This is a genomic window from Paenibacillus sp. JT31N7 (assembly GCF_059692095.1).
Genome location: NZ_JCAUAT010000006.1, coordinates 229,810 through 242,713 on the forward strand (window position 1 = coordinate 229,810; position 12,904 = coordinate 242,713).

Here is a 12,904-nt window from a genome sequence, read left to right on the forward strand (position 1 = left end):
TCTCTGTCTTGCGGCAGAGAGCCTTTTTTTCAGCACAAGAACCCTCCGAAAAAGAGAGTTGGCTCGCTGCCTCTTCTCCTCTGGAGGGTTCTGTCTTCACGGTAAAACCCGGATATATCCGGATGATCTTTTACTTGTATTCCCCGATTAAATAGTTGTAAAAAGGCTCGTCGACCCAGAACCGGTAAGACTCAACCTTGGTAGCCGGGCTGATTTTGCGGATGCCCTCCGCAATGGCTTCCGACTTGTCGGCAAGGGAAAAGGTCTGGGCGTAGTAGTGACCTTTAGCGATTTTGTTGTTGGCGATGACTTTGTAATCCGGCAGCTCGGTCCGGGAATAATACAGCGGCTGCCACCAAGAGTGAGCAATAAGGCCGCTCTGGTCTTCGCTGTCTTTCTTGGCGTATTTCAGGACGATCTCCTGAAACCGGTCTTTTTGCCCGGCTGTCGCGAACTCGAATGAAAGGTCATATTCCTTGGCATAGGCAATGTAGTTTCCGTTCTCGATCCGCACAACTTTGTAATCGTCGGTTTGCACGGGCTCGCCCCATTCTTTCAAGTAAATGAAAGCGGAGGTTTTCGGCTCAAGTTGGACGCGGGCGTCGATATTTTCGCTGCGGAGCAGTCCGATTAGCTGAAGGGCGTGATCAATTTCGCTGTGTCCGTATGTAAGGGAGCGCCCGCTGTCAAAGTGCGGCGTATACCGGTCGTCTTTTACGTTATAGCCGGTAATCAGATCGGCTTGCAGCGCTTTGTCCACGATGGTTTGCAGATCGGGCTGCTGGATCAGGTTCTGCACATTCCATGCGTCGCGTACCTTGCGGAGTATGCCCGGATCGGAGACCCGGCCCAGCTCATGCTTGTACAGGCCCTGCAGTTCCAGCACGCGTCCGAGCAAAATTTCGGCGTAAGAAGCGGATGCAGGCTCGTTACGCTGAAAAGCGCCGTGCAGCCCGGCGGGCAGAAGCTCCGTATCCGCGGCTGCGGCGAGTTCCTGGGCAGCCTGCGGCGTCAGCTGCGCGATTTCATCGTCGGCATGAAGCTTGGCGAGCGAACGTGCCGCTTTATCGGCGGGATAGGTGTAGGCGAGCTCTTTTAAGCCGGCTGCCTTCACGGCGATGTACACGGCAGTGCTCTGGGTGAGGGGCTGATCGCCATCGAGCCGGTCCTGGGTGAGGATTCCTTTTTCGTACAACGCCAGAGCGGACTTGTAATAGGGACTGCTTTCCTTAATATCCCGAAAAGGATTCGGTTTGCCTGACGGCTCCAGTTTAAGAACCGAGGCCAGAGCTTTAACGAAGTCGCCCTTGGTCGGTGCGGACGGCAGCGTATAGCCGAACCGGTCTTTCAAGAACTGCCGGTATTCCTCGGATAAAAGAGTGGTTTGCTCTGCCGTCAGCGGAGCGGCTGCTGCCGTAACACTGGCTCCCTGCCCGTAAGCCTGGCTGGACCACACGGTTAGAAGCAGAGCGCCAGCGGCAAGGACGGAGCCGAAACGGGTGGCGTTAAGCCGTATAGATGCGTTCATGGAATGAACCCCTTTCTTAAACTTATTTATTCCAATCAGAAAAGTAGGAATTTATCAGGATGGTATCACCCTTTAAATAAGCTGTCAATACAAGGAAAGAACTTTGCCCGCTCCCGGCTTGACTTCGCCGTTTTCATTCGGGTAAGCTAAATTTATTAACGGTAGTCAAAAGTGAGGCGGTAATAAACGTGAGCGAAGTAAAATCCGGATTGTTATACTCCAAAGAACACGAATGGGTCGAAGTGCTTTCCGATACGAAAATCCGTGTAGGCATGACCCCTTTTGCACAAGAGCAGCTTGGCGACATTGTATTCGTCGAACTGCCGAAAACGGGCGCTTCCGTCAAAGCCGACGATATGCTGGGCAGTGTGGAATCGGTCAAAACGGTCTCCGACCTGATTAGTCCCGTTATCGGAACGGTCGCCCAAATCAACGGCACTCTGGAAGAATCTCCGGAGCTGGTGAATACGGACCCTTACGGGGCAGGATGGGTCGCCGAAATCGAAATTTCCGGCAAAGAAGCCTTGGACGGGCTTATGACCGCCGATCAGTATCAGGCTTATATCGTTTCGGGGCAGTAATCGTTTGCCGCTCCGAGCTGCGGCACCCTGTCGGAAATTTCCGACAGGGTGCTTTTTTGCGGGACGAATGAAGCCGCCCGTAAAAAAAGACGTTCCGGTTCGTTTCGAATCCGGAACGTCTTTTTGCCGCTGCACGAGGTATTTTGCCGGGGCTCGCCTAACGCGGTTAATGAAACTAATGTTTCCCGTTATTTAATCCGGCCTGGCGGTATATCCAAAAGCACTTCTGTAATTTTTCCTTTCCTCAGTAAAATCCCACCATTGCTTGTCGCTGCCAGGATTACTAGCATAAAATACAATAAATCTAAATTGATCCTCTACACATGGATCTATTCTCTCCCTATATAACTCTTCCAATTTTTCGAATAAACGTGCACCATCTTTTTCTTTCAGCTCCTGCAATTCATAGTAACCCAGTTTAATTAAATCTTTTGCAAATGCCGGTCCAATTGACGGCACACTTTGAAATTCGGACGCTGCCTTTAATTCTTTGGCTCTTAATTCCGATACCTTCATGATTAAACAAAGATCACTGACTGATATTTTGTGAATCTCACTTAAAAGTATTTTGTTTTTTCTGAGTCCCTGCCGTTCTTGAACGGTTAATTCTAACTTTGGAGTTTTATTTAATCTCATTTTTGCTCCTTATAGAATTATATTTTTGATGGAGGCAGCCGCCCGATTTAATGGGTGAGAAAACTGAAGAGAACAGCCGGCCCGCCCATTCTCAACCTGATCAAATAGTACCACAAAACCGGTTAAACTGAGGAACAAATTGTATCCGCATTGATGCCGTCAGCTTAACAAATAAGAAGCAGCTGCCACCGGCAAGCTGCTCCTTATTTTGTCCACATTCGTTCTCTGTCAGTGGAACCTATGTTAATGATTGCTTTTCCTAAGTGGCTCCGCTTGTCGTTCATCGTTTACGTAATAGTCTTCCCTCAATCATCATGCGTTTCCCAAGCATCCATACGCCATCCCGGTCTTAACGCTGCTTGGAGGCGATCGTCTTCTCGATGGCACTTTTCATCGCGTGTCCGGCATTCGCCCATGTCCACCGGCTCATATCCCTGCGCCCCCGGAGTCCCTTCCGCCTGCACAGCGCGGGATTCTCGTAAGCGTGTCTCATCAGTTTTTTCAGAGAGTCGAGATCCGGCTCCGCCCAAAGCTGCCCCTTCTGGGCAAACAAGTGGCGGAAAGAACGGGAAATCGCCTTCTTCATACCGTCCGCGGGCGGTTTCAGCTTATATGGGACGAGAAAGGAATTGGCTCTTGTCACAAAGTCCATGTGACCGCCCCAGCCTGTCGCGATGACCGGAGTTCCGCTGGCCAGCGATTCCAGGAACGGCAGGCCGACTCCTTCTCCGCGCGTGGGAAGCACGAACGCATCGCCTGCGGTATAGACGCCCCGCACTGTACGGGGGCTGCTGTGACCGGTCAGGAGATGAAGCGGTGCCGTCTGGTGCCGGATTCCCAGCTTTCTTTTGTAAGCCGCGATGCGGTCGCGGATCCATGCGCCCGATTCTTTCGAGCTGAATCCGCTCGTTTTGATCAGCAGCGCCGCGCGGTCTCGGGCGGAAAATTCCTCCCAGAAAGCCCTGAGCAGAGTTTCGGGATTTTTGCGGTGCTGGAAGGTGAAGACGGATACGAACAGGAAGACGCCCTTTTTTTTCACGGCCAGACTCTTGTTCCGGGGGTTAAACGCGCGGGAATTCACCCCATGGGGAACGATGTATACGGGAACCCGGACCCCGCTGTTTCTCATGGCGGTTCTGTTCTGCACGGACGGCACGCAAACGGCGTCGAACCGGTTGATATTCGGGAGCCAGTTCCGGGGGATTTTCGTCGTCTCCCAGACCGCATTCAAGATGAGATAATCGTACTTCTTTCTCGCTTGGGCGATGTTCAGGGTATGCGGCAGGCGATGGTAAACCAGCACCTTAGGCTTCTTCAAGACCAGAGGTCTGCGGGCCAAGGCAAGCAAGAGCCTTTTGGATGGGGTGGAGAGGGCCGAACGCCTGCGAGTTGGGGTTACTTTGACATTGACGCCCAACCGGTGCAGCGCAAGCACATATTCACGGCCGGCGGTTCCGATTCCGTTGTCGCCCAGTACGGGCCCGTTCCATATGACTTGATAATGACTCACCGTTATCCATCCTTTTTCACAGAATAGGCAAATAGGCAAAAAGTGTATCCATACGCTCTCTCTTATATAGGGAGTTCCGTCTCGCTGCCATACTTGAAAAACATTACTTTAGTTTACGGAGGCATTTCAGGCTTTGAAACGGATAAGAAACTATTTTGCCCTATCGCTTGAAGGCTCTTTCCCGATCTTTGAAAAATAGGGTCGGCTGCACAGCGTCCGCTAGAACAGACGCCTTTTCCATCCGGTACCCGCTCTCATATACATAAAGGAGCGGTCTATGAAAGGATGTCTATCCGGATCGGAAAGGTGGCCGAGAGCATGGCGGTTCCCGCGAGGTTTAACAAGTGGTCCAAATATAAGTTTATGAGAAATGCGGCCGGGCTGGTCGCCCATCTGCCGGTAACGAGTCCGATATCGGAACGTTCCTTCGGGGAAATGACGGAGCGGTACGGCCAGGTCGTTGTCAAACCCGTTGGCGGGATGCAGGGGCAGGGTATTTTCCATGTGTCGTGTCTGCCGGACGGTCAGTACGAGGTGCAGCATGAGAACCGCAAGATCAAGCTGGCGGGCAGGAGGAAGACTTACGGTTTTCTGAAAAAGAAAATCGGCTTCCAAAGCTATATCGTGCAGCAGAGTATCGACCGGGCGACGGTCGGGGAGAGGGCTTTCGATCTGCGCATTATCGTTCAGCGGAAAAAAAATTCGCGCCGCTGGATTGTTACCGGGCGGGTGGCGAAGGTCGTAGGCAGCGGCTATTTCGTCTCCAACACATCCAGAAAAGGCAAGCTCCTGCTTTTGGACGAAGCGCTCGGCAGCTCTTCGCTTCACAGGCTGTCCCGGAAAGCTCTCCAGGAACGGATCGATCAGGTCGCCCTTGCATGCGCGAAGACACTGACGGAACATTTTCCGAAGCAGGTCATTTACGGCATCGATATCGGGCTGGACAGGCGCGGCAACGTCTGGATTTTCGAAGGGAATTTGTATCCGGCCATGTCTCATTTCGTGAAGCTTAAAGACAAGACGATGTACCGCCGCATTATGGCTTACGGCCAAGGCCAGTAAAGAACGAGGAAAGGGGACGCGCGGCATGTTCAGAACGATGATGAAATCCAAGCTCCACCGGGCCACCGTTACGGAGGCCAATCTGAACTATGTAGGAAGCATCACGATCGACGAAGACCTGATGGAGCTTGCGGACCTGATGCCCAATGAAAAGGTTCAGATCGTGAACCTTAACAACGGATCGCGGATGGAAACCTATACGATAACGGGTCCCAGGGGATCGGGGTGCGTCTGTCTGAACGGGGCGGCGGCAAGACTTGTGCAGCCGGGCGATGTCGTCATCATTATTTCTTACGCGTTAATGAGTGAGAAAACGGCTGCGGATTACGTGCCCAAAGTGGTTATTTTGGAAGAAGGAAACAAAGTTGCACAGCATCGTTACGAGGAAAAACACTCCACCGTGCTGGATCCTTCCTGACAGATCCCTATGGCGGTGCAGCGAAAAAAGACCCCCGAAGACCCTGCCGGAAGGGTCTTCGGGATTGCCGTTATAGGCCTGCGGAGCGCTGGAAGCGATGGGCGATTTTCATGAGATCTTCCATCGGAATGCCGGGCGCAAATTCTTCGGGGACTTCCTTCGGGCTTATCCGCCTTCGGCGGCTCGACGGCCAGACGGTTCAATGATTTTAGCCAGTAAAATACCAATTTTCCGTTTCGGAATCTCTCATCCGGGTAAGTAATAGACGTAGGCGGCAGTTAAACAAGACTTCCTAAGAAGCCTGCAAATTTACCGTTTGAGGAGTGGATCATCATGGCTGACAAAATGTCTCGAGAAGAAGCAGGACGCAAAGGCGGAGAAGAAACCGCACGCACGCACGACAAAGATTTCTATCAGGAAATCGGCCGTAAAGGCGGCGAAACCCGCGGAAACGAAAGCGGCAGAAGCGACGGCAAGATGAGCCGCGAGGAAGCGGGAAGAAAAGGCGGACGCAGTTAAGACGATGAACGTTATCTCGACATATAAAAGGACTTGCAGCCCCCGGTTGTAAGTCCTTTTGCCGTGCGGATGAAGACAAACCGTGCCGGATTGTTCACGGAATCGTTACAAATAGGGCCCAGGTGAGCTATCCCTCTTTTGCAGGCTTCCCGGTATAATAGGTTTGGTTGATGGGAAAAGATGAAAGCAGCCGTAAAGGCATAACGCCATGCGGTTTAGGGGGATTGAACATAAATGAATGCGCATAAACAGGGAAATTCCGCCGGTCCTTCCGGTTTGAAGTTAACATTCAGGCGCGGGAGTATCGGCACGGCCGTTCTTCTGCTGGTGCTGACAGCGGCGCTTGCCGGCTGCGGTTCGGGAGGCGGCGGACATGAAGGACATGGCGGTCAAGGCGCAGGGACAATCGACACGCTGAATCCGATCGAGGCCAAAGTGAAGCTGCCGGCGGAACCTGTCAAGAAAGGGACGGAAGCGGCGGTTGAAGTCACCGTCACTCAGGATGGCAAGCCGGTGGACGATGCGGACGAAGTTCTTTTTGAAGTATGGAAAGAAGGCACAGCGGATGACAAGCATGAGAAAATCAAAGGCATCCACGGCAAAGACGGCTTGTATACGTTGAAGAAAAAATTTGACGAGCCGGGAACGTATTTGATTATTTCCCACGTCACGGCAAGAACGATGCACACGATGCCGCAGGTGAAGCTGCAGGTGGAATAGCCCGGCACCCGGGTGTGTTTATAATTCCCGATGCAAGCGGGTCGGCAGGTCCGGATGGAGATCATCCGGGCTTCTTTGCTGATAAGCAGCCCGGCGTTGCCGTGTTTACCGGGCCGCGCTATACTCAAGTCAGACAAGCCGTACAGGCTGAGGAGGATGAGTACTTCATGACATTTAAATGGGACGGTCATACGCACACGAAGTTTTGCTATCACGGAAATCCCGCCGAGGAACCGGCATATTTGGACCGGGCGGTGGAGCTCGGCTTCGAACGCTACACCATCAGCGAGCACCCGCCGCTTCCGGATAAATGGATCGACAATCCGCGGCTCATGGCGGAACTGGCCATGCCGATGGAGGAGCTGCCTGACTATTTGGCTTACGCCGAAGAGATGAAAGCAAGATATGCCGGCAGGCTTGAAGTGACTGTGGGCCTTGAGATGGATTATCTGTACGGCAGGGAAGATTTCTCCGACGCCCTGCTGGAGCAGCACGGAAGCCGGCTGGAGGACGTCGTCGTATCCGTCCATTATCTTCCCGGAGCGGACGGCATGCGCTGCATCGACTTCACCGCGGACGATTTCCGGGAGGGCTTGCTCGCCCACTACGGGAGTATGGACGCCGTAGCGGAGGAGTACTACAACCACGTCGAGAAAGCGATCGAGTGGGCGGCCAAACTGCCTATGCGCAAGCGTCTCGGCCACGTGCAGCTGATCGAGAAGTTCCGACAGGCGCTTCCGCCGATCAGCCCGGAACTGATCGAGCGCAGGTTGAGCGCGCTGCTGCCCAAGCTCCAGGAGGCGGGCGTCGGCATCGACGTGAACGTCGCCGGTCTGCGGGTGCCTACCTGCGGGCAAACCTATGTGCCGCGGTGGTTTCTTGCCGCCTGCGCGAGCCGGGGCATTCCGCTGGTTTACGGCTCCGACACGCATAAGCCGGAGCACGTGGGCGCGGACTGGGCCTGGTTCGAGGCCGCTTTCGGCGCGAGCGGCGCGGAAAGCTAGGAGAAGCGGCCCAGTGTATCCGCGCACAGAACGGCGGCCTGGAGCCGCGTGCAGCACCTGAGGCCGTAAGGGAAGTTCGCCCTTACGGCCTTAAACCCGCGGCAGAAGCCGCCGCAGCGAGAAAAGCACCGCCAAGGGAGCGGCCTCGTTGCGCGGGCCGTTTCCGGAGGCGGTGCTTTTGTGCAGCGGGCGGCTTCTTCGCGCTGTAAGTACGCGGGGAGTAACACCCGCGTCCGCTGCGTTCCCCTTGTTCTACATCAGAAGAACAAGGGTCAGCAGATCGAACAGGGCCAGCGTCAGGATCGCGTCGTTGCTCGGGCCGTGATGCCACGGATGGCCGGGAAACGGAGGAGGGAAAAAGCCCCTTTCCTCGGATTCATCGGGCGACTGTCCCTGTGCTCCGGTTCTTCCGTAGCCGTTAACATGGCCGGAGATATACCCCTGCCCGTATTCCGGCTGCGGCGCGTAACCGTGCCCCTGGCCCTGCCCGCCGGATACTTTCAGCCGGACATAATTCGGGTCCACTCCGACGATCATCCCGTCGTAAGTGCGGCCCGATTTGGTCTGCACCCGGACATGACGGTTCATATACGATTTACACAAACAATAAAAATCCTCTTTATACATGGCAAGTATCCCTCCGTTTTTCCTTCTCTTCCCTCCAGCTTATGTACGGACGCCCTGCCGGGCGTGGGCATCCCGCTGTTTTGGGCGACCCGTTCACTTTTATAAAAGGCAGGAATCGCCCTTCAGGGGTTCCTGCCTTTTTTATCTTGACAAGAAGACGTACAGCCCCTAAAGTAGATAAAAATTTACAGGGGGACGCCGAGATGAGAATATGTCAGGTCGACGAAGAAATCAGTCTGGAATTATTGGAGCCCAAACATGCGGAAGCCTTGTTCCGCCTGACGGACGGAAACCGGGAGCAGTTGGGAGAGTGGCTGTTTTGGGCATACGACACGAAAGAAGTCGGGGATTCCGCCGCCTTTATCCAGTCTACTTTGCACGCGTTCGCAGAAGGCAAATCGCTGGCCGCCGCCATCATGGTCCGGGGAGAACTGGCCGGGGTCATCGATTATCACGCGCTGGTTCCCGCTCACGGGAGGGCCGAAATCGGGTACTGGCTCGGTAAGGCTCATCAGGGCCGGGGAATTATGACCCGCGCGTGCCGGGCGTTTATCGGATACGGGTGGTCCGAAATGAACCTCAACCGCATCGTCATTATGGCCGATGTCGAGAACGCGGCAAGCCGGGCTGTTCCGCAGCGGCTTGGTTTTACTCTTGAAGGCGTGATGAGAGAGTGGGAGATTAAGGAGAGCGGGAAGCGCGACATGGCCCTCTATTCCATCCTCCGCAGGGAATGGACGGAAAATTGAATTTTTTGGATAAAAAGAAGAATCCGGCCCGTTCCCATGATAAAATAAGAGTCGGACCGGCACTTTTGTGCCTGATGATTAGAACGGATCAGGAGGAGATTTCATGTTATTAGAAGTGATCGCAACAACAGTCGGCGACGCAATCGCGGCCGAGAAGGCCGGGGCGGACAGGCTGGAGCTGGTGACCGGCATGAAGGAGGGCGGATTGACTCCGAGCGCGGGCCTTATCGAGGGTACGGTGCGGAGCGTGAAAATTCCTTCCGCCGTCATGGTTCGGCCCCACAGCAAATCGTTTGTTTACGACGAGGACGATGTGCGCGCGATGCGCAGGGATATCCGGCTTATCCGTGAAGCCGGCGCCGCCGGTATCGTGATCGGCACGCTTACGCCGCAGAACGAGATCGACGTTCCGGTGCTGGAAGCGCTGCTGGAGGAAGCGGGCGGGCTGGAAGTGGTATTCCACCGGGCCTTCGACGCCGTGGCGGATCAGATTGCGGCCTTCCGGCTGTTATCCGGCTACAAGCAGATTACCCGCATTTTGACATCGGGCGGCAAGCCGAGCGCGCTGGATGCCGTTGACCGGATGAAGGAACTGGTGGAACTCAGCCGCGATTCTCACATCACGATATTGGCCGGCAGCGGACTGAATGCGGAATCGCTCGAATCTTTCGTAAAAGACACCGGCGTGACGGAAGTCCACTTCGGCGGCGCCGTCCGCGGACCTAAAGGCGTAGAAGACGATATCGCCGCCGAGAAAATCCGGGAGATCCGGGACATACTGGCGCGGTGCTAGCAGAGAGGCGCTTCGACACGGATGGAGCGCCAGACTGACGGGCGGCTTCCCGGTCATGGCGCACGGCCTGGCAGCGGGAGCCGAGTCCGGCATCCTGCGGTATTTTAAACCGCCGCAGGAGCAAGCCGGGTTTTTCCTTCGCGGCACATCGGCAATCCTATGCAAAAAAGGCTGTCCCACTGGAAGTGAGACAGCCTTTTTTGCATATTCGATCATGTGGGTACGAACTCGGTTAAGCCGGACAGCTGTTGCAGGAAGACCGAATCGTCGTCTTTATCCCGCTTTCCTATTTACGGCTGGATGTTTGAGTAAGCCGTAAGCAGACTGACCGTAAGGAGCAGCGCGCCAAAGGCGTACTTGTACATTCTTGTCGGCACAGTGGACATGGAAGACTCTCCTCCTCTTTTTTATTCCTCTTCATTATACAATAAACAAAATGCTTCAGTTGTAAACATTCTGTAATGGTTTCTTTCACAGAAGATCTTTATTTCATTTTTTTAAGGTCGGTCAAGGAATAAAACGTCCCGCGCCAGTAAACGCCGCCCTGTTTGAGCGCCAGCCCGACGGACCGGACAAGCACATAGACAAGCACGGCTGCACTCGCCGGAATCGCGAGGGTATCGAGGCCGGGTGAACCTGCCATCATCCGGATCTGCTTCCGGTAAAGGGCCGTCATGATAAGCACGCTGGCCAGATGGACGAGACTGCGCCAATCGCCGTAAAGCAGCATGCCGAGCCAGGGAAACGTAAACAGCAGGAGCTGACCCGCTCCGGCGGCCGCCGCTAAAGAAACTTTGTAGCCGAAACCGGAGAACAGATTTTTCTCCAGTCCCCGGACGGCCGCTCTCATGCTCGGATACCACTCGACCTGCAGCCTGCTCCGCCCCGATGCCAGGCGCTGGCGGAGACCGGCCAGCTTCACCCGCGCGCCGAGCTGGAGATCGTCGTCCGGCCGAAGGGCGATCGCTTCGTGCGTCCCGATCGCTTCATAGGCCCGCCGGTGAATGAGGTTGAACGCGCCGATGCCCATGCCTCCTTTCCGCTCCCCATCCAGATTCGCCCGCCATGGGCGCGTGAACAGGCTTAGCGAGAAGAGGAAATGGCGGATGAAGCTGCGCAGCCAGAACGTGGGCGCCGTCATGGCGGGCGTGAGCGTCAGATGGTCCGCATGCTCGCTCAGCGCAAAGCCGACCGCTTCCCGGACTGTCTCCGGGTGAAAGCGGATATCGGCGTCGGTAAAGAGCAGCCACTGACCGCGGGCCTGCCGGTAGCCCTGGTACAGGGCGTGGTTTTTGCCGAGCCATCCGCCCGGCAGGCGCGTCACATGGATCACCCGGATGGGAATGCGGATATCTCCGCGCTCCTCGGACCACCGTTTGAGCTTATCGAGCGTACGTCCTGTTCCATCCTGCGAGCGGTCGTTCACGACGATCAGTTCCAGCCGGGGATAGGTTTGCGCGAGCAGATGCCGTACGGTATCGCGAATCGTGGTTTCTTCCTCTTTGGCGGCGATAATAACCGAGACGAGAGGAGGGGGATCTTGGAGCGGACCGGAAGGGGGCAGTTCGCGGAACAGCCTTGCGCCCCGCAGGTGATCCGCCAGCATGGCCAGCCAGTAGAGCAGGATAAACAGAGCGAATAGTCCGGCTATGGACATGAGCAGCCTCCTTGTGGAACAATGATAGGGAATAGGGGTAAAAGAGCGGCCGGAGCTTGTAGTAACAGGGCTTTTCTGAAAGTTGGAAAATAACCCGTTGTACGCAGGAAGCATAACAGGAAAAACAGGGTTCTTGCCGGTTGTCTAACTGTTTTATTCTGGCAGGTACTCATCCTATGACGTCATGGAACCAGGACATAGCAGGTAGTCCTAACCATTTATTAAAAAAAAAGCGTGTCAAGAAAGGAGGCTCTTCCATGGACAATTCCCGGAACGACGGGGAAGCCGCAAGCCTTGCCAAACCATCGGCTTCGAAAACCTCCAAAGACGGCTACTGGAAGAAAGTATCCGGAAGACAGCTTCCCGCCTTCTTCTCGGAAATCCGGGAAGAAGCGGGTGCCGGACTTCCGTGCGTGTTCGTGTGCATCGGCACCGACCGCTCGACGGGAGACGCCCTCGGTCCGCTCGTCGGTTCCATGCTGGCCGAAGCCGGCTACAGCGTCATCGGCACCTTGGAGCATCCGTGCGATGCGAGCAATCTCGTGCAGCGCCTGGCGGAAATCCCGGCGGGAGCCGCGGTCATCGGCATCGACGCGTGTCTGGGACAGCCTTCTTCCACCGGGCTGTACCAGGTGTCGAACCGGCCGATTTTCCCGGGCAAGTCGCTCGGCAAGAGCCTTCCGCTCGTCGGCGACTACACCGTCGCCGCAATCGTGAATGCCGACGGCCCCCGGCAGTACGCCATTCTTCAGACGACCTCGCTGAACCGGGTGATCGGCATGGCGCGGGAGATCGCCGCCGCCGTGCAGACGGCGTTCCCGACGGTCCGCGCCTAGGCCGTCTGTTCGGCGACGGATCGATGCGCGAACTCTCGCACCCGTGAGAAGGTCGCACATCGGGGCCATGCCGAAAGCGGCGGCTGTGCGGCTCTTGATTCGTCCGCGCCCGTCCGTTTTGCCCGGGGGAACGACAGCCGCCCGGAGAAACCGGCAGCGTATTTCTCCCGGGCGGGCGGAGGCCGCTTCAATATGCTATCATTATACAATTGCTGCCGTTAAGTTGCGAAGCCTGCGTCCCTGAGTCCGCCCGATAAACCCTGC

14 protein-coding genes are annotated in these 12,904 nt (G+C 55.6%); 9 read left to right on the forward strand and 5 right to left on the reverse strand.

Translation table 11 applies throughout. The annotated features are described in order from the left end of the window. Positions 1–130: 130 nt before the first annotated feature. Positions 131–1,528 (reverse strand): hypothetical protein, encoded by a 1,398-nt coding sequence (locus AC58P5_RS23180; RefSeq protein ID WP_497390797.1) that lies wholly within the window; start codon positions 1,526–1,528, stop codon positions 131–133. A 188-nt stretch (positions 1,529–1,716) separates the two neighbouring features. On the opposite strand from AC58P5_RS23180, the gene gcvH reads away from it, so the two are divergent. Continuing rightward, a complete protein-coding gene (gene gcvH / locus AC58P5_RS23185; RefSeq protein ID WP_497390799.1) occupies positions 1,717–2,109 on the forward strand; it encodes a glycine cleavage system protein GcvH in 393 nt (130 codons plus the stop codon). A gap of 192 nt (positions 2,110–2,301) precedes the next feature. On the opposite strand, the gene AC58P5_RS23190 is transcribed toward gcvH, so the two are convergent. Together AC58P5_RS23190 and AC58P5_RS23195 are read right to left on the reverse strand one after the other, a co-directional pair. Then, positions 2,302–2,745, reverse strand: a complete 444-nt coding sequence (locus AC58P5_RS23190) for a helix-hairpin-helix domain-containing protein (protein ID WP_497390801.1) — start codon at positions 2,743–2,745, stop codon at positions 2,302–2,304. Between the two features lie 349 nt (positions 2,746–3,094). Beyond that, complete coding sequence (locus tag AC58P5_RS23195; protein WP_497390803.1) at positions 3,095–4,255, reverse strand: glycosyltransferase; 1,161 nt, start codon at positions 4,253–4,255, stop codon at positions 3,095–3,097. 285 nt (positions 4,256–4,540) lie between these two features. Here AC58P5_RS23195 and AC58P5_RS23200 point away from each other — a divergent pair, with 285 nt between their 5' ends. From AC58P5_RS23200 to hisJ, 5 genes are all read left to right on the forward strand, one after another. Then, positions 4,541–5,317, forward strand: a complete 777-nt coding sequence (locus AC58P5_RS23200) for a YheC/YheD family protein (RefSeq protein ID WP_497390805.1) — start codon at positions 4,541–4,543, stop codon at positions 5,315–5,317. A 25-nt stretch (positions 5,318–5,342) separates the two neighbouring features. After that, positions 5,343–5,735, forward strand: a complete 393-nt coding sequence (gene panD / locus AC58P5_RS23205) for an aspartate 1-decarboxylase (protein ID WP_497390807.1) — start codon at positions 5,343–5,345, stop codon at positions 5,733–5,735. A 333-nt stretch (positions 5,736–6,068) separates the two neighbouring features. Further along, complete coding sequence (locus AC58P5_RS23210; protein WP_497390809.1) at positions 6,069–6,254, forward strand: KGG domain-containing protein; 186 nt, start codon at positions 6,069–6,071, stop codon at positions 6,252–6,254. Between the two features lie 234 nt (positions 6,255–6,488). Then, positions 6,489–6,974, forward strand: a complete 486-nt coding sequence (locus AC58P5_RS23215) for a FixH family protein (RefSeq protein WP_497390811.1) — start codon at positions 6,489–6,491, stop codon at positions 6,972–6,974. Between the two features lie 167 nt (positions 6,975–7,141). Beyond that, positions 7,142–7,978 (forward strand): histidinol-phosphatase HisJ, encoded by an 837-nt coding sequence (gene hisJ / locus AC58P5_RS23220; protein ID WP_497390813.1) that lies wholly within the window; start codon positions 7,142–7,144, stop codon positions 7,976–7,978. A gap of 252 nt (positions 7,979–8,230) precedes the next feature. Here hisJ and AC58P5_RS23225 read toward each other — a convergent pair whose 3' ends face one another. Further along, positions 8,231–8,605, reverse strand: coding sequence for an LSm family protein (locus AC58P5_RS23225; protein WP_497390814.1), 375 nt, complete (start codon positions 8,603–8,605; stop codon positions 8,231–8,233). A gap of 203 nt (positions 8,606–8,808) precedes the next feature. Between AC58P5_RS23225 and AC58P5_RS23230 the strand changes: the two genes are divergently transcribed. Both AC58P5_RS23230 and AC58P5_RS23235 read left to right on the forward strand, forming a co-directional pair. Further along, on the forward strand, positions 8,809–9,354 hold the full coding sequence (locus AC58P5_RS23230) for a GNAT family N-acetyltransferase (RefSeq protein ID WP_497390816.1): 546 nt from the start codon (positions 8,809–8,811) through the stop codon (positions 9,352–9,354). Between the two features lie 103 nt (positions 9,355–9,457). Next, complete coding sequence (locus AC58P5_RS23235) at positions 9,458–10,147, forward strand: copper homeostasis protein CutC (RefSeq protein ID WP_497390818.1); 690 nt, start codon at positions 9,458–9,460, stop codon at positions 10,145–10,147. A 484-nt stretch (positions 10,148–10,631) separates the two neighbouring features. Here AC58P5_RS23235 and AC58P5_RS23240 read toward each other — a convergent pair whose 3' ends face one another. Beyond that, positions 10,632–11,804: a glycosyltransferase family 2 protein gene (locus AC58P5_RS23240; RefSeq protein ID WP_497390820.1), complete on the reverse strand. Its 1,173-nt coding sequence runs from the start codon at positions 11,802–11,804 to the stop codon at positions 10,632–10,634. Positions 11,805–12,061: 257 nt separating this feature from the next. Between AC58P5_RS23240 and yyaC the strand changes: the two genes are divergently transcribed. Continuing rightward, positions 12,062–12,640, forward strand: a complete 579-nt coding sequence (yyaC, locus tag AC58P5_RS23245) for a spore protease YyaC (protein WP_497390822.1) — start codon at positions 12,062–12,064, stop codon at positions 12,638–12,640. Positions 12,641–12,904 lie beyond the last annotated feature (264 nt).